The organism is Shewanella sp. LZH-2, assembly GCF_016859145.1.
Lineage (GTDB): Bacteria > Pseudomonadota > Gammaproteobacteria > Enterobacterales > Shewanellaceae > Shewanella > Shewanella xiamenensis.
In genome coordinates this window covers 1,458,967-1,483,723 of sequence record NZ_CP069350.1, presented here as the reverse complement: position 1 = coordinate 1,483,723, position 24,757 = coordinate 1,458,967, and the positions used below count along the sequence as shown (strand labels likewise).

General features: G+C 46.0%; 25 protein-coding genes. All 25 read right to left on the bottom strand.

What is annotated here, in order from left to right:
* Window positions 1–4: 4 nt before the first annotated feature.
* The 25 genes from JM642_RS06725 to fliS all read right to left on the bottom strand — a co-directional run bounded on the left by JM642_RS06725 (window position 5) and on the right by fliS (window position 24,755).
* Window positions 5–742 carry a protein phosphatase CheZ gene (locus JM642_RS06725; RefSeq protein WP_037424753.1) on the bottom strand — a complete coding sequence of 246 codons (738 nt, stop codon included), beginning with the start codon at window positions 740–742 and terminating at the stop codon, window positions 5–7.
* A 13-nt stretch (window positions 743–755) separates the two neighbouring features.
* Window positions 756–1,139: a chemotaxis response regulator CheY gene (gene cheY, locus JM642_RS06720; RefSeq protein WP_007649667.1), complete on the bottom strand. Its 384-nt coding sequence runs from the start codon at window positions 1,137–1,139 to the stop codon at window positions 756–758.
* A 47-nt stretch (window positions 1,140–1,186) separates the two neighbouring features.
* On the bottom strand, window positions 1,187–1,900 hold the full coding sequence (locus JM642_RS06715) for an RNA polymerase sigma factor FliA (RefSeq protein ID WP_047539533.1): 714 nt from the start codon (window positions 1,898–1,900) through the stop codon (window positions 1,187–1,189).
* Entirely contained in the window at window positions 1,893–2,774 is an 882-nt protein-coding gene (locus tag JM642_RS06710; protein WP_037420384.1) for a MinD/ParA family protein, read from the bottom strand. The genes JM642_RS06715 and JM642_RS06710 overlap by 8 nt, the downstream gene beginning before the upstream one ends.
* A 4-nt stretch (window positions 2,775–2,778) precedes the next feature.
* Window positions 2,779–4,158, bottom strand: coding sequence for a flagellar biosynthesis protein FlhF (gene flhF / locus JM642_RS06705; RefSeq protein ID WP_037420382.1), 1,380 nt, complete (start codon window positions 4,156–4,158; stop codon window positions 2,779–2,781).
* Between the two features lie 11 nt (window positions 4,159–4,169).
* Complete coding sequence (gene flhA / locus JM642_RS06700) at window positions 4,170–6,269, bottom strand: flagellar biosynthesis protein FlhA (RefSeq protein WP_037420379.1); 2,100 nt, start codon at window positions 6,267–6,269, stop codon at window positions 4,170–4,172.
* A gap of 586 nt (window positions 6,270–6,855) precedes the next feature.
* Window positions 6,856–7,986, bottom strand: coding sequence for a flagellar biosynthesis protein FlhB (flhB, locus tag JM642_RS06695; RefSeq protein ID WP_037424768.1), 1,131 nt, complete (start codon window positions 7,984–7,986; stop codon window positions 6,856–6,858).
* 17 nt (window positions 7,987–8,003) lie between these two features.
* Window positions 8,004–8,801: a flagellar biosynthetic protein FliR gene (gene fliR / locus JM642_RS06690; RefSeq protein ID WP_069453227.1), complete on the bottom strand. Its 798-nt coding sequence runs from the start codon at window positions 8,799–8,801 to the stop codon at window positions 8,004–8,006.
* 4 nt (window positions 8,802–8,805) lie between these two features.
* On the bottom strand, window positions 8,806–9,075 hold the full coding sequence (gene fliQ, locus JM642_RS06685; RefSeq protein WP_037420368.1) for a flagellar biosynthesis protein FliQ: 270 nt from the start codon (window positions 9,073–9,075) through the stop codon (window positions 8,806–8,808).
* A gap of 17 nt (window positions 9,076–9,092) precedes the next feature.
* Entirely contained in the window at window positions 9,093–9,836 is a 744-nt protein-coding gene (gene fliP / locus JM642_RS06680) for a flagellar type III secretion system pore protein FliP (protein WP_172588141.1), read from the bottom strand.
* Window positions 9,836–10,243 (bottom strand): flagellar biosynthetic protein FliO, encoded by a 408-nt coding sequence (fliO, locus tag JM642_RS06675; protein ID WP_037420363.1) that lies wholly within the window; start codon window positions 10,241–10,243, stop codon window positions 9,836–9,838. The genes fliP and fliO overlap by 1 nt, the downstream gene beginning before the upstream one ends.
* Window positions 10,244–10,277: 34 nt before the next feature.
* Window positions 10,278–10,652 carry a flagellar motor switch protein FliN gene (fliN, locus tag JM642_RS06670; RefSeq protein WP_037420360.1) on the bottom strand — a complete coding sequence of 125 codons (375 nt, stop codon included), beginning with the start codon at window positions 10,650–10,652 and terminating at the stop codon, window positions 10,278–10,280.
* Between the two features lie 12 nt (window positions 10,653–10,664).
* A complete protein-coding gene (gene fliM / locus JM642_RS06665) occupies window positions 10,665–11,696 on the bottom strand; it encodes a flagellar motor switch protein FliM (RefSeq protein WP_144344712.1) in 1,032 nt (343 codons plus the stop codon).
* Between the two features lie 40 nt (window positions 11,697–11,736).
* Window positions 11,737–12,258 (bottom strand): flagellar basal body-associated protein FliL, encoded by a 522-nt coding sequence (fliL, locus tag JM642_RS06660; protein WP_037420354.1) that lies wholly within the window; start codon window positions 12,256–12,258, stop codon window positions 11,737–11,739.
* 83 nt (window positions 12,259–12,341) lie between these two features.
* On the bottom strand, window positions 12,342–13,967 hold the full coding sequence (locus tag JM642_RS06655) for a flagellar hook-length control protein FliK (RefSeq protein ID WP_172590031.1): 1,626 nt from the start codon (window positions 13,965–13,967) through the stop codon (window positions 12,342–12,344).
* A 150-nt stretch (window positions 13,968–14,117) separates the two neighbouring features.
* Window positions 14,118–14,561 carry a flagellar export protein FliJ gene (gene fliJ / locus JM642_RS06650; protein WP_037420348.1) on the bottom strand — a complete coding sequence of 148 codons (444 nt, stop codon included), beginning with the start codon at window positions 14,559–14,561 and terminating at the stop codon, window positions 14,118–14,120.
* Window positions 14,562–14,572: 11 nt separating this feature from the next.
* Window positions 14,573–15,910, bottom strand: a complete 1,338-nt coding sequence (fliI, locus tag JM642_RS06645; RefSeq protein WP_037420345.1) for a flagellar protein export ATPase FliI — start codon at window positions 15,908–15,910, stop codon at window positions 14,573–14,575.
* Window positions 15,879–16,826: a flagellar assembly protein FliH gene (gene fliH, locus JM642_RS06640; RefSeq protein WP_086903747.1), complete on the bottom strand. Its 948-nt coding sequence runs from the start codon at window positions 16,824–16,826 to the stop codon at window positions 15,879–15,881. Before fliH ends, fliI begins: the two co-directional genes overlap by 32 nt.
* Window positions 16,813–17,859, bottom strand: coding sequence for a flagellar motor switch protein FliG (fliG, locus tag JM642_RS06635; protein WP_011716417.1), 1,047 nt, complete (start codon window positions 17,857–17,859; stop codon window positions 16,813–16,815). The genes fliH and fliG overlap by 14 nt, the downstream gene beginning before the upstream one ends.
* Window positions 17,852–19,537: a flagellar basal-body MS-ring/collar protein FliF gene (gene fliF / locus JM642_RS06630; protein WP_037420337.1), complete on the bottom strand. Its 1,686-nt coding sequence runs from the start codon at window positions 19,535–19,537 to the stop codon at window positions 17,852–17,854. The genes fliG and fliF overlap by 8 nt, the downstream gene beginning before the upstream one ends.
* 44 nt (window positions 19,538–19,581) lie before the next feature.
* Window positions 19,582–19,920: a flagellar hook-basal body complex protein FliE gene (gene fliE, locus JM642_RS06625; RefSeq protein ID WP_011625692.1), complete on the bottom strand. Its 339-nt coding sequence runs from the start codon at window positions 19,918–19,920 to the stop codon at window positions 19,582–19,584.
* A 178-nt stretch (window positions 19,921–20,098) separates the two neighbouring features.
* Window positions 20,099–21,439 (bottom strand): sigma-54 dependent transcriptional regulator, encoded by a 1,341-nt coding sequence (locus tag JM642_RS06620; protein ID WP_037420334.1) that lies wholly within the window; start codon window positions 21,437–21,439, stop codon window positions 20,099–20,101.
* Entirely contained in the window at window positions 21,432–22,514 is a 1,083-nt protein-coding gene (locus JM642_RS06615) for an ATP-binding protein (protein ID WP_109277549.1), read from the bottom strand. Before JM642_RS06615 ends, JM642_RS06620 begins: the two co-directional genes overlap by 8 nt.
* Before the next feature lie 107 nt (window positions 22,515–22,621).
* Complete coding sequence (locus tag JM642_RS06610) at window positions 22,622–24,055, bottom strand: sigma-54 dependent transcriptional regulator (protein WP_069453234.1); 1,434 nt, start codon at window positions 24,053–24,055, stop codon at window positions 22,622–22,624.
* 286 nt (window positions 24,056–24,341) lie between these two features.
* Complete coding sequence (gene fliS / locus JM642_RS06605) at window positions 24,342–24,755, bottom strand: flagellar export chaperone FliS (protein ID WP_144375186.1); 414 nt, start codon at window positions 24,753–24,755, stop codon at window positions 24,342–24,344.
* Between the last annotated feature and the right edge of the window lie 2 nt (window positions 24,756–24,757).

Here is a 24,757-nt window from a genome sequence, read left to right as displayed (position 1 = left end):
CCAGTTAGAAACCCAGACTCGATAGCAGATCATCCACTTCGTCTTGACCTGTTACTACATCTTGACGAAGCTCGGCATTCATTATCGGCCCTTCAGCTTCAATATTATTTTTCTGAGTAATCTGACTCTCAATCATTGGCTGCTCACCAAACACCGTCAGCATAGACACCAGATTACTTTCAACTTCCATCACTAGATCGATTACCCTGCGGATCATTTGTCCAGTCAGGTCTTGAAAATCCTGCGCCATCAATATTTGGTTGAGCAATTCGCGTAATCGGTTTGAGTCCAATTCACTTCGCGACATCAAATGCTGAACGTTATGGCAAAGCACCTTAAAATCACTGAGGGCAATTTCACGACGCATTAATTTGTCCCACGATGGCATCACTTGTTGGATGTTCGCGGTTAATGCATTCGCTAACGGCAAGCACTCCTCAACAGCATCCATAGTCTTATTTGCAGCTTGTTCAGTCATGTCAATGACATAACTTAGCCGTTCCTTAGCATCGGGTATTTCTGTATTTGCTAACTCAACTAACCGATTATCGATTTGGAAATCCATAAGAGCGCTATGCAATTGGCGAGTGAGTTTGCCTACCTCATCAAAAAGTTCCCTCTGAAGAGGAGCTGCCAGTTCTCTTAATAAATCATCAGCTTGATTTTGTTCATTCGCGCTTAACAGTTCGACTAAACGCTGAGCATGCTCGAGCGTGATGAGCCCTGATGTATGTGACTTCATAGCTCATCCCTGCTTAAGCGAGTCGTTCAAATATTTTATCTAGCTTCTCTTTCAATGTTGCTGCGGTAAAAGGCTTTACCACATACCCATTCACACCCGCTTGTGCAGCAGCAATAATTTGTTCACGTTTTGCCTCGGCAGTGACCATTAATACTGGTAGATGCTTCAAGGAGTCATCGGCCCTAATGGCTTTAAGTAAATCGATACCCTGCATGCCTGGCATATTCCAGTCTGTAACGACAAAATCAAAATCGCCTTTTTGCAACATTGGCAAGGCGGTTGAGCCATCGTCCGCTTCCTGGGTGTTGTTAAAGCCCAAGTCTCGCAACAAGTTCTTGATGATACGTCTCATTGTCGAAAAGTCATCAACGATGAGAATCTTCATATTCTTGTCCAAGGTTTCCTCCGGTGAGCTGACATTCAGTGCTCAATTAATAATTATACTTATGTCCAATGCTTGAGTTTGCCTTTGAGTCGCAACATTGCCTGACTTAATATCTGGCTAACACGCGATTCGCTTACCTCAAGAATGGCGCCAATCTCTTTTAAATTCAATGCTTCATCGTAGTATAACGATAGCACTAGCGCGTCCCTTTCGGGCAATAATTTTATCGCCTCAACAAGTGCAGAATGAAACTGGGTTTCTGCCAAGACCTCAAACGTACCATCGCTAATATCATCGCTTGTAGTGAGTATATCCTGTGATACGCCTAAGTCTTCTATCCCTATGATTTTACCAACAGAAACATCGTTAAGAATATGATGGTACTCATCGAGCGTCATATCAAGTTTTTCTGCAATTTCTGTGTCGCGCGCATCACGACCTAGCACTTGCTCTAATTCATCAATAGCTTGGGCAACTCGACGATTATTTCGGTGGACAGAACGAGGAACCCAATCGCCACGGCGGATTTCATCCAACATGGCGCCACGGATCCTTATGCCGGCGAAGGTTTCAAACTTTGCACCTTTACCGCCATCAAACTTAGATGATGCTTCTAACAATCCCATCATCCCCGCCTGTAGCAGGTCATCTAACTGTACAGAGGCAGGTAATCTGGCGAGCAAGTGATGTGCAATTCTTTTAACCAACGGTGCATACTGTTCAACGATTGACGTTTTATTGTCTAAACAAGTATACGCTGCGGCTTTATTCACTCGTTTTTTCCTCTTGAAAATCTGGTCGTTGAACTAAGCGCTCAACGAAAAACTCCAAATGCCCACCAGGTTGCTGTGGTACTGGCCAGCTCATAATTTTATTCGCTAGGCCTTGGTAAGCAATTGCAGCGGGAGACTTAGGATAAGCTTCAACCACTAACTTTTGCTTGCGAACCGATTTACGCAAATTTTCATCAAATGGAATGGTCGCAACTAATTCAAGTGCCACGTCCAAGAATCTGTCGGTCACTTTACTGAGTTTAGCAAACAATTCCATACCTTCGCGTAAACTACGCACCATATTTGCAACAATTTTAAAGCGGAAGACGCCGTGTTCACGGCTGAGGATTTTGATTAATGCATAGGCGTCAGTAATAGACGTTGGTTCGTCACAAACAACAACCAACACATCCTGTGACGCACGGGAGAAACTGAGTACCATGTCAGAAATCCCCGCGGCAGTATCCACGATGAGAATATCAAACTGGGTGCGCATCTCACTGAAAGCACGAATTAAGCCCGCATGTTGCGCAGGACTTAGCTCTACCATTCCCTGAGTACCCGATGTGGCTGGCACAATCCCAATACCTTTAGGCCCCCGGACAATAATGTCATCTAACTCAGCATCGCCAGACAATACATGGGAAAGGTTACGTTCAGCACGGATCCCTAACATGACATCGACGTTTGCTAAGCCAAGGTCAGCATCAAGCACTAAGACACGCTTGCCCTTCTCGGCTAATGCTACGGCAGTATTGATGGATACGCTGGTTTTACCCACACCACCTTTACCACCCGTAACCGCGATTACTTTCACTTTTTCGTTATAGGGTTGATTCATCATACGTAAACCACTTGCTTGATCCAGGGTCATAACTCTACTCAAATGCACAGGTCATATTATCTGACCACGCTGTGTCTGGTAACGATTGTTGTTCTGTGTTTTCTAAGGCCGCTAATGCTTGCTCAGCGAGCATCAAAGTATCAGCAACTTTCATATCTTCGGGCACTCGCTGCCCATCCGTAACATAACTTAATGGCAATCCACTTTGGATCAACACACTTAATGCGCCCGCTAACGACACAGATTCATCAAGTTTGGTGAGTACAACACCAGATAAGGGAATGCGTTTAAAGTGATTTACAGCATCTTGCAGCACGCGGCGCTGTCCTGTGGCAGACAGTACCAGATAACTGCGGATAGGTATTCTGCTATTTGCAGTTAAATTATCAAGTTGCTGGTAAAGCCGCATATCTCGTTGGCCCATACCCGCGGTATCTATCAATACTAGCTTGCGATTTCTAAACTGATACAGAATTTGCTCTAGTTCAGCAAGGTCATGGGCTTGTTTGACTGGGCAGCCCATGATTTTGCCATAGGTGGCCAATTGCTCATAGGCGCCAATACGATAATGATCTGTGGTAATCAATGCCACTTGGTCAGCACCATGGTGAGCAGCAAAGCGTGCGGCCAGTTTAGCCAAGGAAGTGGTTTTCCCCACACCAGTGGGACCAACTAATGCCACAACACCGCCTTGCTTAACAATATCATCACCTTGATTATCAAGCATATTAGCAAGACTTTGCGGCAGTGCACGAACTAATTCTGCAGGAGTATAGTGTTGGCTCAGCGCAGCTAATTTGTTTGCCACCGCTGGTGAAAACTCGGCCTCCAACAACTTTGACTCCAGCATGGCACCGACAGGGTCGATACGCTTTTTATGCTCAGTCATCAATGCTGAAACCTGATGGGTCAACAAATTACGTAAGGATGATAACTCGTCGCGCATGGCTTCAAGATCGGCATTTTGCTTTTGCGAACTCTGTGACTTTTTATCGAAGGGATTGCCCATATCACGGCGCTCAGCTTTAGGCGCAGCTGCGGTGGCTTGTAATCCTTTAGCCCATGCAGGAAGCTCAGCATCTTGTTGTTGATGCGTGAGTTGTTGGTTTAAACGATTTTGTTGCTTCTCAAGCAAGGCTTGGAGTGAGTCCGCTGGCGCCGAGGGTTTTAGCTTAGTTTCAGCGCGGATCGGCGCTTTGGCGCCGAGCGAAACTAAGTCATCACTCACATCCATAAAGGTCGGAGTGGCAGCAGGCGCTTTCGCTTTTGGCTCGTCGTAGTCAACGGCAGCGACAATCTCAATACCGCCGTTCACCTTTTTATTGGACATAATCACCGCATCGGAGCCGAGCGTGTCCTTCACTTGGGCCAGTGCAGCACGCATGTCTTTGGCAAAAAAACGTTTAATCTTCACTTATGCGTCCTCTACTGGCCGACGGCAGATACGATGCGTATTTGCTTTTCATCGGGGATTTCTTGGTAAGAAATCACTCTGAGATTAGGAATAGTATATTTAACAAAGCGAGACAGGGTCGCACGTAACATACCAGACGTTAGCAAAATGGCAGGCTGTCCGACCATTTCTTGCTTTTGAGCGGCATCCGCTAAGGATTGTTGCATACGCTCCGCAAGACCTGGCTCGATATTGGGGCCATCGCCACCCGTTGCTTGCATTGATTGATGCAACATCTGTTCCAACTCTGGCGCCAAAGTTATGACAGGGATTTCGAGTTCAGGGCCAGAGATCTCTTGAACGATCATGCGCTTCAATGCGATACGCACCGCCGCTGTTAACACTTCAGTATCGTTACTCTTAGTGCCGTATTCTAACAAAGTTTGCACTATGGTACGCAAGTCTCTGACAGAAACTCCTTCATTTAATAGGTTTTGCATCACTTTTACGACATTTCCGAGCGGCATCACATCAGGAATAAAGCCATCCACCAACTTAGGCGAGTGTTTAGCAAGCATATCCATCAGTTGTTGCACTTCTTCGTAGCCTAAAAGTTTTGCTGCATTATTCGTCAATATTTGGCTGATATGAGTTGCCACTACCGTCGCGGCATCCACCACGGTATACCCTAAGGTTTGGGCATGTTCACGCAGTTCGGGGGCAATCCACACGGCTTCTAGACCAAAGGCAGGGTCACGGGTCTCAATGCCATCTAACTTACCGTACACTTGTCCTGGATTAATGGCGAGCTCGCAGTCATGGCGAATATCCGCCTCACCCACAACAACGCCCATAAGAGAAATACGATAGGCATTAGGCGAAAGGTCTAAATTGTCACGTATGTGAACCGCAGGAACCAAGAATCCCAATTCTTGCGAAAGCTTTTTACGTACGCCCTTGATCCGGCTGAGTAATTCTCCACCTTGACCTTTATCGACTAAGGGGATTAAACGGTAACCCACTTCAAGACCGATAGTGTCAACATGATGCACATCGTCCCAGCTAAGTTCCTTAGGCTCTCTTTCAGCTCTTTCCGTTGGGCCCGTTTTGACTTGTTCGAGGGCTTTGGCACGTTTAGCCTCATTACGTTTAAATATAAAATAAGCCGCACATCCCGTTAAAACGGCGAAACTTAAAAACGCCATGTGCGGCATTCCAGGCACAATCCCCATAACGAACAATACGCCAGCAGCAATCCCTAGCGATTTATGACTGTCAAACATCTGACTCATCAACATCTGACCCATATCGCCAGATTCATTTTGGCGAGTTACCATCAATGCCGCAGCAATTGACAGTAATAAGCCTGGGATTTGGGCGACTAACCCGTCACCTATTGTTAAGAGGGTATAAATTTCAACCGCTTGAGAGAATGTCAAACCATGCTGCACAATCCCGATAATAAAACCACCGAGAATGTTGATCACTAAAATCATGATACCCGCGATAGCATCGCCCTTAACGAACTTAGACGCACCGTCCATTGCGCCATAGAAGTCAGCTTCGCGGGTGACTTCAGCCCGTCTGGTTCTGGCTTGATCTTGATTAATGATGCCCGCATTTAAGTCAGCATCAATTGCCATTTGCTTACCAGGCATCGCATCCAAGGTAAAGCGAGCACTCACCTCAGCAATCCGGCCAGCACCTTTGGTAACAACAGCAAAGTTGATAATAATCAGAATGATAAATACAACTAGACCAACGGCATAGTTACCACCAATCACAACGGAGCCAAAGGCTTCAATGACCTTACCCGCCGCATCACCACCGTTGTGACCTTCGAGTAATACCACACGGGTCGATGCCACGTTAAGTGCAAGTCGAAGCAGTGTCGCAACTAATAAAACGGTTGGAAAGGCAGCAAAGTCTAAAGGTCTATCGGTATAAATCGCGACCAAAAGCACAATCAAGGCTAAAGCAATGTTAAAGGAAAATAAGATGTCGAGTAGAAACGGGGGAATTGGCAGTACAATCATCGCCAATGCTGCAAGCACTAGTGCTGGCGTACCTATGCCCTTAAAAGAGCTTAGCTTCAACTGTTTTACTTGGCCTAGGGAGGCTTTAACATCCATTCACAGATACCTAAACTTTGACGTATAACAGCCTAAAAGCAAAAAGCACGCCAACAACTAACAATCAGGTAGTGAAGCTAATATGTAGCTAGCTAACTTTAGGTTAGAGCACTATTTACTCGTTACTAGGACTTGCTGAGATTTCAAGATTACATTTTGTTCATTCTGGGGCGAAACGAAGAAAGATGTGTGGTTGTTCTACTCAAATGACGAGCAGCTTTTATGACAGAAAGTAAGAGTAAGGGCTTACAAGACGATTCCTGATGGCTGCATTTGGCTGCAAAAATAATACTGAAACATCTATCGTTCCTAGGGCGTGTTGACGTTTCGAGATTAAATTTTGTTCGCTCTGGCAAGCACGTGCTCGCGAAACGAGGAATGATGTTTATTCTACTCAAATGACGAGCGGCTCTTATGACAGAAAGTAAGAGCAAGGGCTTGCCAGACGAACCCTTCGGGCAGCATTTGGCTGGCTTTTCTGCTGCGTTATCGTCCGTTTATGTAGAATAACTACACTGCACGGACTTTGTCTTGCATAAAAGCTAGCCAAATTGCTGCAAAAATAACCCTGAAACGTCAACACGCCCTAGTACTTCAGATCTTCAGGAATAGGTTGATTAACGGGGATAGGGATAGGTTTGCGGCCACGCCCTTTTTGATACTGCCTTAACTGGAATACATAAGCGAGTACCTGTGCTACCGCGGTAAATAGGCCTTCGGGGACTTGTTGATCAAGTTTCGTTGTATGGTAAATCGCCCGCGCAAGTGGTGGTGCAGTAACAATGGCAATATTATGCGCCCTTGCTACCTCACGAATTTTAAAGGCAACCTCATCGACGCCCTTAGCAATCACAAAAGGTGCTGCAGAGCGCTTAACATCATATTTTATCGCCACTGCATAGTGCTCAGGGTTCACCACAATCACATCCGCATTGGGAACTTCGGCCATCATGCGTCGCTGCGCTAATTCACGCTGCATTTGGCGGACTCGCCCTTTGACCTCAGGTTTACCCTCGGTATCTTTATACTCGTCTTTGACCTCCTGCTTTGTCATTTTCAGCTGTTTATTATGGTTCCAGATCTGAAATGGCACATCGATTACCACAATGAATAATACGGAAGAGCAAAGTAGGATAAACATCCATACCAGTAAATCTAAGGCGTGGTAGACATTCCCAGGAAGATGATCGGCAGAAAGGAGTAAAATATCATTAAAGTAATGATTTAGAAGAAAATATGCCGCCAACGCAACAACAGAAAACTTAGCAATGCCCTTCGTTAATTCAACCAAGGCTTGCACACCAAACATCCGTTTAAAACCCGCAATCGGGCTCATTTTGCTGGCTTTAGGCATCATGGCTTGGGTAGAAAAATTCATTCCACCAAGGGACACGTTTCCGATAAATGCCACCACCACAATCAGCAGCATAATCTTAAGCAACGGCCAACCTATTTCGCCGCCGACAACGCCCCAGACATTAAACATTTGATTAGTATCAAAAATTGCAGCTCTATCCATGGTAAACACACGTTCAAACACATTGGAAAGTGCTTTTGCAATACCAGGGCCGAGCATATACAGTCCTGTTGCAGCCGAAAGCAGAACTGTGGCCGTACCTAATTCTTTGGAACGGGCAACCTGACCTTTTTCCCGCGCCTGTTCGAGGCGCCTCCCAGTGGGTTCCTCGCTGCGTTCGCCGCTACTTTCTTCAGCCATTACGCGTTCCTATCCGGTTAAAGTATGCCATCGGCTTGACACTGAAGCCCTAAAATATCACACAGCAAAAGCTGTGCCGATGCCCACACCTCATCGAAATGAGCCATAACAGGAGTTAAGGTTAACCATAAAATTAACAATCCACCGATCATCGTAATCGGAAAACCAATCGAAAAAATGTTTAGCTGTGGTGCAGCGCGGGTCATAACCCCAAAGGATAAATTGACTACCAATAACGCGATAATTGCTGACAGCGACATAGTTAATGCCGCACCAAACATATAAGACCCCCATTCCGCCAACGCGCGATAGCTGGTCAACGTTAATCCCACATTAGAAATCGGCAGTGTATCAAAACTGGCAACAAGCATACGGATCATCAACAGATGACCATCAACAGCTAAAAAAATTAAGGTTGCGAGCAACAGGAAGAAGTTACCAATCACTGGAGTTTGTTGTCCTGAACTCGGATCAACCATAGAGGCAAAACCTAAGCTGGTCTGCATGCCGATAATCTGACCCGTTAACACAAAGGTTTGCATCACCATTTGGGTCACAAACCCCATGGCAACACCAATAATAATTTGCTGTGCAGTAATAAAAACGGCGCTTAAGGAAAAGAGTTCTGCATCCTTAACGGGCGGCAACACGGGGGCTATTGCGAGGGTTATGGCAATAGCAAGAAGTAAACGCACACGAGTAGGAGTTGTTGCCGCGCCAAACACCACCATAACCATCAGCATACTGGCGACTCGAAACAGTGGCCACATATACGAAGCAATGGTTTGCATTAACGTATCAAGCAGCAACTCCATGGGATTAACCTACCACTTGAGGAATACGGTTAACCATTTCAATAAAGAAATCCATTAAGGTCTGTACTAACCAATGACCCATTAACATCAAAGCAAGCAAGGTCACAATAAGTCGAGGTAAAAAACTTAAAGTTTGCTCGTTAATTGAGGTCGCAGCTTGGAATACCGCCACAATTAAGCCAATGCCGAGCCCAGGCAGAACAATAGCCGAAACCATCATCACAATAACGGCTAGAGCTTCGCGAAAAATATCGATTAGCGCTTCTGGCGTCATCTCAGTACTCCGCCTGTCTAACCGAAGCTATTGGCTAAGGTGCCCATCACAAGCCCCCAGCCATCAACAAGTACAAACAGCATAATTTTAAAGGGCAATGACACAATCATAGGCGAGAGCATCATCATCCCCATGGCCATTAAGATACTGGCCACCACTAAATCGAGTACTAAAAAAGGCACAAACAACATAAAACCAATTTGAAAGGCCGTTTTGAGCTCGCTGGTGATAAATGCAGGCACAAGCACACTCATTGGTGCTTCTTCGGGTGAATTAATATTCTGGTAACCCGAAATATCGATAAAGGTTTTGAGATCCGTGGTACGTACTTGCCCCAACATAAATGCCCTTAACGGCTCTTTGCCCTTATCAAAGGCCTGTTGCAGAGTAAGCTGTTCATCAATATAAGGTTTTACCCCTTGATCATAAATTTTATCAAATACCGGCGCCATAATGAAAAAGGTCATAAACAAGCTCATACCGATTAAGACTTGGTTAGACGGTGTCTGCTGTAAACCAATCGCTTGGCGCAAAATGGAGAGCACCACAATGATGCGGGTAAAGGACGTCAACATAATGACCATGGCGGGTAAAAAACTCAGCGAAGTCATTAGCAATAGGATTTGCATGGTAACCGAATATTCGGTCGAACCATCGGCGGCGGTTTTTACGGTTACCGCAGGCAGTACACCATCGGCAGCGCCTACCGAGGTCGCAAACATCAGTGCACTGATCCCTATAAAAGTGAGTATGTACTTCATCATTGTTTTAATTTCGCCTGCCGTAGCTTGTCCGCAAAAGATACGGACTCAATTTCGATAGGCTCAGCTAATTTATCAATTAAATTAACTTGTTGCCCACTCACGCCAAGTAAATACTGCTGTTCACCCACTTGAACCAAAACAAGGCGCTCTTTCTGACCAAGGGATGTTACTGCAAGGGTTTTGAGCACACTATGATTGGTTGGCACTAAATTAAATCGCCTTAGCAGGTAAGCTAAGGCGAAAATAAGTAATAGAACTAAAATAAGCCCACCGAGCATACTCGCCGCTGCTGCCATTTGTGATGGCTCAGTCACTTTTGCTGTCGCCACTGCACCTTGGGTGGCCACTTCAGCGACACTCGCCTGAGCTGCTGACGCGGCATAGAGAATTACCGATGTGCTCATCTCGCTCCTTCAGGCTTTTTCTTAATGAGTGATATTACTTAAGCTTTTTAATTCGCTCAGTCTGACTAATTACATCTGTTAAGCGAATACCAAATTTATCGTTTACCACCACCACCTCACCATGGGCGATAAGCGTGCCATTAACCATCACATCCAACGGTTCACCTGCAACTCTATCGAGCTCAACCACTGAACCTTGGTTCAGCTGTAACAGATTACGGATACTGATGAAGCTGCGACCAACTTCCATCGAAATCGTCACAGGTATATCTAAAATGGTATCTAACTTAGCCGCTTCTGCCTTGCTAATCGGCTGTGAGTCATCCACTAGCTCATCAAGATCAACGGCATTAGCCTCTTCCAGAGCTTGTTCGGCCATCGCTGCTGCCCAATCATCATCTGTACTCATCTCACTCCACCTTTATAATTCTGATATGTCTCTAGCTTTGCCTTTACGCGTCACTAATTGTAATTCGGATTTGACCGTCTCAGGACGAGGAATTTTTTCGTAAATTTTAAGTGCTAGATTATCGCGTGAACGTCCCATTTTACAGCGGTAAGTCGGTAAGTCCTCAATTCTCATCATAATGTACTCTGGCAATTCAATAGGGATAATATCCCCAGCCTTAAAGTTCATTACCTCTTTGAGTGTGAGTTCGTGCTCAACCACTGTGGCATCAAAGCCTACTTTAACGTCCATAATCTCGTCATGCAGCGCCTGTGACCAACGCATATCGGTATCTTGTTTATCACTCTGTACGCCCGCATCGAGTAATTCGCGGATTGGCTCAATCATCGAATATGGCATCGTGATGTGGAAATCACCACCACCACCATCCACTTCGATATGGAAGGAGTTAATGACAACGACTTCAGTTGGACTGACAATGTTAGCCATCGCAGGGTTAACTTCGGAGTCTAAATAATCAAACTCCACATCCATCACGGGTGCCCAAGCATCTTTATAATCTTCAAAGATAATTTTAAGTAATAACTGCACAATACGCCGTTCAGTGGGGGTAAATTCCCGCCCTTCAATCTTGGCGTGGAAACGGCCATCACCACCAAAAAAGTTATCCACCAAAATAAATACCAGTCGCGCTTCCATGGTAATCAGCGCAGTACCTTTTAGGGGGTGGAAACGTACCATGTTCAGACTGGTTGGGACGAATAGGGTATGTACGTACTCACCAAACTTGAGCATTTGCACGCCGTTGATCGACACTTCGGCCGCGCGACGCATCATGTTAAACATGCTGATCCGCAGGTGACGGGCAAAACGCTCATTAACAATTTCGAGCGTGGGCATACGACCACGCACAATCCGATCTTGGGAAGAAAAATCGTAGGAACGAGCCTCCTGCCCAGCGGCATCAAGCTCATCATCCTCTTCGACATCATCGACCCCGTGTAAGAGCGCATCAATTTCGTCTTGGCTTAATAAATCACTCACAGTATTGTCTTCGCCTCTTTAAGGTGCTGAAGATGAAAGGTTATTGCATGACAAAACCAGTAAAGAGCACTTTTTCAACGACTTTACGTCCCGTTACAGATTGCAACGTGTTTTGTACGCTCAACAGGGCTAATTGTCGTAATTCATCTTTACCCGCCTGTGTACTTAGCTTTTGCACATCGGCACCACTAAAAGTGGTTAGCAGCGCATCTTCAATCAATGGAATGTGCTTTTGGGTCAACACATCATCATCTTGACCTCTGACCATAAGTTGCACTTTGATTTCGACAAGCCGAGCGCGATCCGGTCCTGGAAGGTTAAATAAAAATGGGCGAGGCATCGGCACATAAGCTGCTAATGCTGGCTCAGCTGCCGGCGCAGCCGTTTCGGTTTTAGCACCTTCGGCCTCGACAGGAGCCTCTTCACTACTTCCAAGGAAAAACCAAAGCGCGCCACCAATTAATAGCGCAACAAAGACACCCACACCGATAAAAATAAATAGCTTCTTTTTACTTTTTGGTGCTTCAGTACTTTCAAGTTCTAGTGATTCTTCCTTGGCCATTTTCTGTTCTCTTTAATAGGCTAAATTTGGGAATGGGATTAAGGCTCAGTTTATAATCCACTTTGTTACTATAGGTTACCTGCTTAAGCGTAATAATCTATACCCGAATTTAAACTAGTTGCTTGATTTAAACCTAAATCGAGTTCTTCTGCCGAGAAATCATCCACATTTCCACCACTTGAACCGCCACTGTCTGCAAATCCTCCCTCACGGCGTTGTCCTTGGTCACCTTGAGAGACATGACTGTCAGCGAGCTGCATGCCTTGTTCTTGTAATAATTCACGTAAACGAGGAATCGCTTGCTCAACCACATCGCGGGTCTGTGCCTGAGCAACATGGAATTGCACTTGCGTCTGCTCACCATGAACTTGTATTTTCACTATCATGTGTCCAAGTTCGGGTGGATCTAGGCGAATTTCCGCCTGTTGAATACCTTGGCTAACCATAGTGACAAGCTGCTGTTTCATCACAGGAGAAAAGCGCTGGATCATTTCCTGCATCTGATTTTGGTTTTCAACGCCTTGACGTAAGGAAAGATGAACCTGTGGTATCTCTTGGCGTTGAATTTGCTGGTTAGCTAAAGAGTGTTGTATCGATACCGCTTTAAAATCAGCAGGCTTAAATTCTGTAACAGATTCTTCATGGCCAGTATCGAGCGAAGATAAGGCGTTTTCTTGCCGCGAATCCAGTGTGACGGCTAACTTGGCATCTTTTAACAATAATCCTGCCGAAATTTCGGCGCGTGAAGGATTGTCGTCAATAGCATTAGGCTCAACCGAAACCGCACCTAAGGCATTAAGCTCTTTAGTCGTAGAGTTTAATATCACGGCATCAGCATCGGTAACTGACACATTAGCTGTATTGACTGACGGTGACTGTCCAACCGTTGGCGCAGTCGTTTTATCTGTTGATGGGAGCGACAGATTTATCGACTTATTGCTTAGTTCAACCTCTTTCGTCTCTAACTTGTTAGCTTCAGAGATAGATTCCCCTTCAATCGGTAAAATGGGGGTTTCTGGCGGTTTAACCCATTTTTCAGTTCGCATCTCTGCAAGCATTGATGCATCATCTATAAGGGTATCATCGGTCGAAGCGCCAGTCTTATCCACAGTTTCAGTATTCGCCGTTGCAATCAAACCTACTGTATTAATTGACTGATTTTGTTTATTTATAATATCTTCTGGAAGTGCAGATGCTCGTTCTTGTTGAAAAACAAATGTACCCGTTTGCTCTAAAACTTGTGCATCTAATGTATCATTCGTTAAGGTAACTTCATTTGACTGAGCAAATTTCGCTAGCTCATCTAAAAAAGTTGGCTTGATAGTCTCTTCCGTTGGTAAAGCGCCATCCTCTGTTGCAGGAGCTAAGATGCTAGCGGCATCTTCTGTCGTTAATTGAGCTTCAAGCGGCAAAGAGTCGCTCGGAGCGGCCGCTTTTTTCATCTCGTTTGCCATGCCTATTTGAGCAAAAATCAAGCTAATATCAGCTTCATCATCTGCACTAGTATCATCAATATCTGTTTTCTGTTTTGCCGATTTGGCAGAAACATCTGGAGAAACATTGGTGTTAGTCGAGGGTGATCTAATAGATGCCACTGAAGCCAAAGCGGCAGAAAAGTCTTCACTATTAGCATCTTGCCCCAATATTTTACTTGAGCCAGTACCATTTTTCGCACTAGATACTAATAGGATATTGTTCATTTGTTGCATAAAAGCTCCTAAACATCTGCCCAGAGGAAAAAGAGCGTGGGCAAACGTCAATTTATACGGCTTTGACTATATCTGGCATAAATCAAGCAAATAAAATGCCAACAAATGGATATTAAAAATTCGAGTATTATTGACTGTCGGGTTGGTTAATTACTTCTTACGACGGAAAAATTGCTGCGAAGCAAATTCATCCGTCATTTTTTGCTCTTTTTTGAGCTCAATGGCTTGGCGCTTTTTCTCTTTATTTTCTAACAGTAGTTCTACAGCCTTACGTTTTTTTTGTTTTTCTAGCCAGTGCTGCTGACGGTAGTGTTTCTGCTTTTCACCATCGGCTACAACACGATTTTGCTGAGCAATAGCCTCATCGATTTGCCGAATAAAACGATGGAATTGGTGATAATGACTCGCACTGATGGCCTGCCCCTGCTGCGACTGCATCTGCTTCATATAATCCAAGCGATAGTTATTTAGCGCATCAAGCTGATTTTGGCGCTTTTGGCACTCAAGTTGTGCCGACTTTAGCAGCAGCGCAGCCTGTTCCTCAGCATCGAGGGCTAACTTTAATACGAGTAATAGGGGATCGGCATTCGCCATAACGGCCTCAATTATTTACATTGCGCAGCGAGTTGCCCGAGCATCATTTGGCTATCAGCAAAACTAAAGGCATCACGCATGGTTTGCCGCAGAAAAGCGTTCATTGCAGGTTGTAGACGTATCGCATTATCAATACGAGGATCGCTTCCTTGTGCATAAGCGCCAATCGAAATCAGATCCTTATTCTGCTGATAAAGGGAATAGGTTTGCTTGACGCGGCGCATGGCCTCAAGATGTTCATTGGAAATCACCATAGGTGCCACACGGCTAATAGAAGCCTCAATATCAATGGCAGGATAGTGCCCAGAATCAGCAAGCGATCGTGACAGCACAATATGACCATCGAGGATCGCCCGAGAAGCATCAGCAATTGGGTCCTGTTGATCATCACCCTCGGTCAGCACAGTATAAAATGCGGTGATAGAACCTTGTCCTGGCCCGCCATTACCCGCCCGTTCAACCAGACGCGGCAATTTAGCAAATACCGACGGTGGATAGCCTTTAGTGGCTGGAGGTTCACCGACAGCCAAGGCAATCTCACGCTGCGCTTGGGCGTAACGAGTCAGACTATCCATTAATAACAATACGTTATAGCCTAAATCACGAAAATATTCAGCGATACGAGTCGAGGTTTCACAGGCGCGAAGGCGCATCAGCGGTGAAGTATCGGCGGGTGCCGCCACCACAACAGAACGCGCTCTACCCTTTTCACCTAGGATTTCTTCAATAAATTCTTTAACTTCGCGGCCACGCTCCCCCACTAACCCCACCACAATAATATCGGCCGTTGTACCTCGGGTCATCATACCTAACAGCACACTCTTACCCACACCGGAGCCCGCAAACAAGCCCATACGTTGTCCCTTGCCAACAGTTAGCATGGCATTGATGGCGCGTACGCCCACATCGAGTGGTTCAGTGATCGCACGGCGAGAAAGTGGGTTGATGGCGTTACTGTGTCTTGGCGCCTGCTGTTCGGTAGATAACGCGCCGAGGCCGTCTAACGGCACACCATTACCGTCGAGCACGCGCCCTAACAGGGATAAGCCCACATTCAGACCCGCCTGCTCTCCAAGGGGAACAACCCGCGCACCAGGTAACACGCCACGCAGCTCTTCAATTGGCATGAGATATAATAATTCATCATCAAAACCAACGACTTCGGCAATTAACTCTCCAGCCATGGTCTCAATAGAACACAAACTACCGACGGGTGCTCGACAGCCACTCGCTTCTAAGGTTAAGCCGACCACGCGCACCAATTGCCCACAGGCAACGGCGCGAAATGGTGGCACTTTATTGATGCAATGATTCAGTTTATTCAGCAGTTGATGGCGGCGATTGTGCATCTTGCTCTCCATCAGCTTGCGGTTGTGTTAACAGTTCATTATCGTCCAGTGTCGATTTAGGGACGATTTTAGCGGCATTTTCGTCATCAAGTGCAGCTTGTCGCTGTTGTTGCTGTAACGCTAAGTGAGATTGCTGATTACGCAGTGATTCAAACACAGCATCAATCCGTGAGGAAAGGGTTAAATCGACCAACGAGCGTTGGCTACTGATAATACAATCCCCCACCGTTAAGCTAGGATCGGCCTCTAATTGCCACTGATTACGGTTCAATTGGGTACTGGAATATAAGGTTTCAACCAAGGCAACATCATCGGAATGCATGCGAATACTGACGCTTTGCTCCTTGATTGGCAGAGATTCGACCCCTAAACGTAGCGCCGACAGGATTTGTTCTGGATGAGTTTTAAGTTCATGACCAATCACAGATTTAGCCAGCGCCATAGTGAGTGTCATTAAGGAATGTTCAATATCGCCATCGAGTATTTGCAATGGCTTTTCAAATTGGCTTAACAGCCCTTCGAAGCGGCTGACTAATGCCTTGGCTTCAGCAAGCCCAGCCTCAAGCCCTTGCTCATGACCTTGGGCTAGGCCCTCGGTATGGCCTTGCTCTAAACCTTCAAGTCTGCCCTGCTCCAGTCCTTCGGCATAACCTTGTGTCTTACCTTCGTTAAAGCCTTCTTCTTCGGCTTGAGCGCGAATATCTTCAATTTCCGCCATGGTGGGTGGCGCAATAGTTTCGGCGGCCACCGCCTTCGGCGCTTGCTGCGGCGAATAACCAAAGAGGTTTGAAATACTCACCTCTTCGGTTTGGGTCACATCGGGCAATTGCCAATGGCTAAACTCAAGCTCAGCGTCGCTGACCACCCTGTGGGACAATTTATTGTCGCTATTGTCGCTCCGATTAGAGGAACTCATCGCCACCACCGCCGCCTAACATGATTTCACCGCTGTCACTTAATCGACGCGCAATTGACAGAATTTCTTTTTGGGCGATTTCCACTTCGCTGATCCGGATTGGGCCCATGGCCTCTAAATCGTCACGCAGCAATTCGGCGGCCCGTTTCGACATATTGCCCAAAATTTTGTCTTTGAGCTGATCGTCTGCGCCTTTCAGCGCCTTCATCAATACATCCTGCTGCACTTCACGCAGCAAGGTTTGAATACCACGGTCGTCCACATCGATCAGGTTTTCGAATACGAACATTAAGTCTTGGATTTGCTGCGCCATTTCCTCGTCGGTTTCGCGCATGGTTTCCATTAACTGACTTTCGACACCGGTATCGAGGTAGTTCATAATGTTGGCTGCCGCCTTTAGGCCGCCCATCTTCGCTGCTTGCGCGCCGCCTTGACCGGCGAATTGCTTCTCCATGATGTCGTTTAATTCCTGCAATGCCGCAGGTTGCACTTCTTCAAGGTTAGCAATACGCATCATTAAGTCTAACCGGGTGTTCTCGGGGAACTGGCCGAAAATTTCTGCGGCTTGATCTGGCTCTAAATACGATAAAACAATGGTTTGGATCTGTGGATGCTCGTTTTGGATGATAGTCGCGACTTGGCGCGCATCCATCCATTTAAGGGAATCCAAACCTTTGGCGCCGCTGCCCATGATAATTTGTTCAATTAAATTACCGGCTTTGTCTTCACCTAGGGCCGCCGTTAACGCTTTACGGACGAACTCTTCGCTGTTAAAGCCAATAGAAGAATACTTTTGAATATCATCGAGAAACAGCTTATGCACCCCGATGACTTTCTCCTGCCCAAAGTCTTCCATGGCCGCCATCGCCATACCGACCTTTTGCACTTGCTTAGGTTCTAAGTGCTTTAAAATAGAGGCGGCATCGGCTTCACTCAAACTTAACAGTAAAATCGCCGTTTTTTCGATGCCACTGAGATCCTTAATATTGAAACTTGAGGTTTCAGCGGCGTCTTTTGATTTATTCTCAGCCATTGTCTTGTAACCAGTTTTTCACGACTTGGGTTGAAAGCTCGGGCTCATTGGCCACAAGCGCACGGATAGCTTTAATCATATCATCATCTTTATGCAGATTAGGGATAAGAATTGAGCCATCGTCGGCATAACTATACTCTGCTTCTTTGGTATTGAGCATCCCTAAGGTGTCAGCAGCATATTGATCTTCGATCTCGGCGAGCTCATTACCTAATCTTGCATCGTCTGGCATGTTAACGCTATCAGGATAGATTAAGCGTTTGAGCATTGGGCGCACCACAGCAAGGATCAGCACTAAGATAACTAAGGCACCGATACCTAACTTAACCGCACGCCAGAACCAAGGTTGCTCCCAAAGTTCAGGGGCAGGCACATCTTCAACCAATTGATCCATAAAGGGAACAGTGACTACCTCTAAAACATCACCCCGCTGCGCGCTAAAACCTACCGCGCCTTCCAGTAAACGGCGGATATTGGTTAATTCTTGCTCTGTACGGGCAACGCGTGCCACTTGGCCATTTTCACCCGCAGCGCCCGGTTTAAAGTCCACCGCAACTGACACACTCACGCGGCGCACTACGCCAATTTGCTGACGGGTATGGCTGATGGTGGTGTCTAATTCAAAATTACGAGTGGCTTCGCGGTGCGAGTTACCTGCGGTAACACTTTCGGTAGCTTTATCAGCCTCCTGAGGAATATTAGATTCCATCGGAGGTTGGTTCGATAATGCGCCAGGGATCCCCCCGCTCGAACCACCAGTAGAGTTATTTTCAACCGTCATTTCACTGCGTAGTGACGGTAAATCTGGATTAAACCGTTTGGCCGTTTGTTCAACGGCGGTGAAATCCATGCTCACGTCCACTTGGGAGGTGAAATTATCAGGCCCGAGAATAGGCGATAAAATCGAATCAATCTTGGTGCGGTATTCGGTTTCTTTTTGCTGTACCAACTCAAGCTCACGACGAGCTCTCGCAGAAACACCATCTTGGCTACCGGAGTTGAGTAAGCGACCATTAGAATCGGTTACCGTGACGCGTGAAGGCTCTAAGCCCTGAACCGCAGAAGCGACGATATCAACGATGGCATCAACTTCACCTTGGCCTAAGCCACCACGGCGAGTGTTAATTACAACTGTTGCACTTGGCTGAGAAGTATTACGGGCAAATACGTTTTCTTTGGGGAGTGCCAAAATCACTTTAGCGCGGCTTACGCTTTGTAACTGTTCAATCGCGCGGGCAAGGTTTTCTTCTTGGCTATGCTTGAGGCGAGCCTGTTCCATTCTTTGGCTCACACCAAAACCACTGTCTTGGGTAAGAAAGTCTTGGGTCGATGCAGCAGGACTATTAACCCCTGCACGGCTAAGCATCATTTTGACTTCTTGGTATTTATCTTCTGGCACTTTAACAACATCAACTTCGATCTGATATTTGATCTTGTTTTTATCAAGTACATCGAGTACTTGCACCATTTCCTGAGTTTCCATTTTACCTAATGGACGATACTCAGGTTCTTGTGCCCAGATCATGACAAACACGGCTAACGCCAAACAAATGGCGAGGGCTAAAATCATGGTGATTTGACGCATCATATCGACGCCACCGAGACTCCCCAGCACGCCGGATTTATTTTCCTGTTGGACCCCTTGGTCCATTACGCCGGCATTCGATCCGACAATCATTTCTGTGCTCACGATTCGTACCTGCTAATTGCGTTATTCAAGGCCTAAACAGGCATGCTCATTATTTCTTTATAAGCTTCAACGAGCTTATTGCGCACTTGGACAGTGGCTTCAAAGGCAACACTGGCCTTTTCGCGGGCGATAACAGTATCAGACAAGCTCACGGTGGTATCACCCATTTCTAAGCGAGTCGCGAGGTTAGATGAGGTTGACTGCAAACCACTCACATTACCAATGGCTTGTGAAAGTAGCTGGCCAAAGTCAGCACCACTGGTGTTATTCACTTGCTGCACAATATTATTAGGTGAAATCCCAAAAGAGGGTTTGATTTCACCTTGAAGTGACTGCATTTCTTGCAGTAATGAATTCGCGCCAATTTGCATGTCGTGCTCCCCATCGTCGAGTTATTGACGATTAAACTCTCAAGATAACGAGGACATGCAAAACTACGGCCAAGTTTTTACTCAGCCGTGTTAAAAAGAATTGAGGGAATCGTCAGATATGAAATTGCCAAAGGGTGACCCCAGTGGCAATGGCTTTAGACAAGGTACAAAACACAAGTTAGTTGGGCAATTGAATCCCCATATCGCGCATTCTGGCCATCTTGTATCTTAAGGTGCGTGCGCTGATCCCTAGTTTCTCAGCAACCAACTTACGGCTGCCTTGGCATTGCGCTAGGGTTTCGAGAATGATCACATGTTCCTGCGCCTTTAACTCTTCACCTAACCCCTCTGGCTCACTGCAATATTCAGCATCATCGGATGATAACGGCACATCTTGAGCATCAATAATAATGTCATTGGCAGTAATCACCGTACCTGATCGCAAAATCAAGGCTCGCTGCACAACGTTATCGAGCTCTCGCACATTACCTGGCCAGCGATGGCCAAGTAAACGGCGGCATGCGGCCTCATCAAATTCGGGTACGTCGATGATACTCAGTGCCTTTGCGTGTTTTGTGAGTAAATGCCGAGCTAAGGGTAAAATATCCGCAGGGCGTTGATTCAGTGCAGGCCACGTCAGTGGAAACACGTTAATACGATAATAGAGATCTTCCCGGAATTGCCCTGCGGCAACCACGGCTTTTAAATCACGATTTGAGGTTGCCAGCACTCTCACATCCAGCTTGATGGTTTTACGGCCGCCTAACCGCTCTACTTCACGCTCTTGCAATACGCGCAGCAGTTTGGCCTGTAACCCTAAATCCATCTCTGAAATTTCATCGAGTAATAAAGTTCCGCCCTGTGCTTGTTCGAATTTACCGGGGCATGCCTGATAAGCACCGGTAAAGGCGCCCTTTTCATAACCAAATAGGGTCGCCTCGAGCATATTCTCGGGGATGGCCGCACAGTTGATGGCCACAAATGCTTGGTCGGCACGGCTGCTATGTTGATGAATATAACGGGCTAGCACTTCTTTACCCGAGCCGCTTGGCCCAAGGATCATCACAGAAGCATCGGATGCTGCCACCCGCTGTGCCAGAGACAAGAGCGCGAGACTCTTTTCATCGGCAACCACAGGTTGATCGCTATTTTGTTTGAGTGGTAAATAGCGGGAAACTTGATTGAGCAACACCTCTGGAGCGAAGGGTTTTGCCAGATAATCGACGGCGCCCAATTTAATTGCACTGACCGCACTGCCTATAGTGGCGTACGCCGTCATTAACAGCACGGGCAATTTGGGATGATGTTGCTGTAGGTAATTTAATAAGCCTAAGCCACCAATCCCCTGCATTTGCACATCGCTGATCACAAGATCAAATTGATGCTGTTTTAGTGCGATTATGGCTTCTTCACCAGATGCCACATCAATACAGTCGTATTGTGCCAACATTAAGGTGTCCAGCAACGCCTCGCGTAAGGATGCATCGTCTTCAACTAAGAGTAATTTGGCTTCAGACATAGGGTTTCTCCAGCGGCAATACAGTAGCAGATTTAGCCTGTGGGAAAGTAAGCGAAACGGTACAACCCTTATTGGGCATACAGCTTAATTGCAGTTGGCCGCCATGATTACGCACCACAGACTGTACAACGGCTAAGCCTAAACCTGTCCCCTGAGCTTTAGTGGTAAAGAAAGGTTCCAGCACTTTTTGCTGCATTTTGGCATCCAATCCTTTGCCATTATCGATGACATTGAGATGTAACTGTTCATTGCTATCATTAGCAACGATTTGGATCTGCGTTGCCCCTGCTTCAAGACTGTTCATCACGAGGTTATTGACGGCTGAACTCAGCGCATTCACATTCGCCAGCATTAAGCTATTAGAAATATTGGTTACCGCCAGTTCAGCGCCATGCTTAGCAACTATTGGTTCACAGTTAGCAACAACATTCTCGATAACATCATTAAGATTAACTAGTTCGCCCAGCTCATCTTGACGACCTTTGGCCATCAGCAGCATATCGTTCACTTGGCGTTCAAGCTCATTGAGTCTATCGACTAACTTCTGTTGAAATTTTGCCTTAGCAGATTCCGATAATTTAGGACTGGCCAGATTCGCAGCATAGAGCAGTGCAGCCGACAGTGGCGTACGCACCTGATGCGCCAGCGTCGCGACCATTTTACCGAGGGCTGACAGGCGCTGCAGATGGGAAAGATTCTTTTGCAGTAGACGAGTTTCGGTCAGATCCGTTAGCACAATTAATTGGCCAGGTTCCGGCGTTAATGGGGTAATCGCAAATTTGACTCGGCGGCCATTGCGTAATGAGACTTCATGGCCATCATCGTCCTGTGGCGCAAACGCCGTATGGATCACATCAATCCAGCGGGCGCCGCATAACGACTGCTCCAGCAATTCGACGGCTACGGGGTTTGCATCGGTGACAATACCATCACCGTTCAAAATCACCACGCCAGAGGGCATAGCCTGTAAAATATGCTCCATCCGATTGGACATATTGGCGGCCTCACGCAGTTGGTTCCATTGTTTGCTAGTGTGCTTGAATGTTTCAATTTGCGCTAGTGGATGAGCAGACATAGTCACTCCGTCAAAAAATTGCTTATGACGGAGTGTTGCAGATTCTATGCCAAATTAAGAAATGAATTTAGATAGATAAAACAATAAGATAAATAACATCAAAATGACTATTCTTTCGTCATTCCGTACTTACGCATTTTCTCAACCAAGGTAGTACGGCGAATACCGAGCATTTCTGCAGCACGCGCAACCACGTTATCCTGCTGCTCTAACGCCTGGCGAATCATATCGATTTCAAGCTCTGCCAGCAGATCCTTGAGGTTAACGCCTTCAGGTGGTAACTCACTAGGGAAACGCGTTTCAGGAATTTCTACTGGCTCTTCGCTGGTGAAGATCGAAGCGAGCGCATCACGTTCTTGCTGCTCTTCACTGAGTTCAACACTATACTCAGGCACATCAATATGACGATACTTTATCGGCAAGTCGTTCACATCGACTAAACCGCCTGGATATAAAATCGTTAGGCGTTCAACAAGGTTAGATAATTCCCGGACGTTACCTGACCAAGCATGTTCTTTTAACGATTCAATAGCACGCTGAGTAAAACGAACTTTGCCACGTCCCTCGTTGTAGACACGACTCACTAACTCTTGCAGCAGTAAAGGAACATCATCCTTACGCTCACTTAATGCTGGCATTTCGATCGGGAAGACGTTAAGACGGTAATAAAGATCCTCACGGAACTCATTGCTGCTGATCATAGTTTCAAGATCCCTATGGGTTGCCGCTACGACACGTACATCAGCATTAATCGTTTTAGTTCCCCCAACACGCTCAAAGACACGTTCTTGCAACACGCGCAGCAATTTTACCTGCATTTGCAAAGGCATGTCGCCAATTTCATCGAGGAACAGCGTGCCACCTTCGGCAAGTTCGAAACGGCCCTTACGAGAACTAATTGCCCCAGTAAAAGAGCCCTTTTCATGGCCAAATAATTCACTCTCCAATAACTCAGGCGGAATCGCGCCACAGTTAACCGGAATAAAAGGACCATCTCGGCGCTCAGATAAATAATGAATGTTCCGAGCAACCACTTCCTTACCCGTCCCCGACTGACCCAAGACTAATACAGTGGCATCAGAGGTGGCGACTTGGCTAATCAAGTGACGCACATTGGCAATGCCTTCACTACGACCCACTAAGCTACGAAACAGTTTGGTTTGATTTGCACTGGTTGGGACTTGTGGACGTTTGACTTGCCCATAAACCTGACAAAAATGCAGGAGTTCAGTTAGTTGTGGGTAGTTTAGTGGCTCTTCAATCTGACCCAGCACATTCGACACTTGCAGATCATCTACATTGCCAAATAACAAAATGGGTTGCCATGGGTACTGACTCGCAAGTGACTTGAGTGCATCAGCAGGCATATTATCAGCACTGACCACTAAAGCGCGGAACCGGGTATCTTGCAGACAAATACTTAACTTTTCGATGGCGACGATTTCAATCTGCTCACCCAAAAATTCAAAAATGCAACACAAGCGACTTAAGCGCTCTGATGGGGTTCCGACAAGTAAAATTCGTTGATCTGTTTGCATCATTCAGTAGGCCGTAAAGCGCTAATTAGGTATCAATTCGCATTAATTATTTATGATTAGTTGCTGTAAAAGCTTAACAAATTCAATGTAACAATCTGTGCCACCATCACTACTGTGATGAATATTGTATTATCAGCAGTCGAGAAGCAAGCCTCGAATGCCGATTCTGCCAAACTGAATTGATTTTAGTTCATTTAAGCTATGATTCTAGCTAAAAAGGTCAATTAATTGACACAAGACAAAAAAGACGCACTTTAGGGTGCGTCTTTTTCATTACTTAAAAGTAGGGTTAACGAGCTTCTTCAGTATGGGAAGAGATATTGTGTTTATCTATAGGGATGGCATCCCACCCCTCTTTGATGGTTCGTAAAATATCACAAACATCATCAATGGCCTTTACATCGTTATTGAGGTTAGCTTCAGAAATCTTACGTAACATAAAATCGTATAAATCACTCAAATTTTTAGCTATTTGCCCACCAGCATCCATATTTAAACTATTACTTAGCCCAATAATGATACCGACGGCTTTATTTATATAAATCCCTTTATTGACTAAATCATTCTGCTCAATCGCATAACGGCTTTGTGCAAGGCGCTGTAGAGCACCAGCAAACATCAACTGAATAATTCTATGTGGGGAAGCAACTGTAATTTCACTTTCAAGTGAAACCTTACGATATGATTGCAGTGATCCTCTCATAA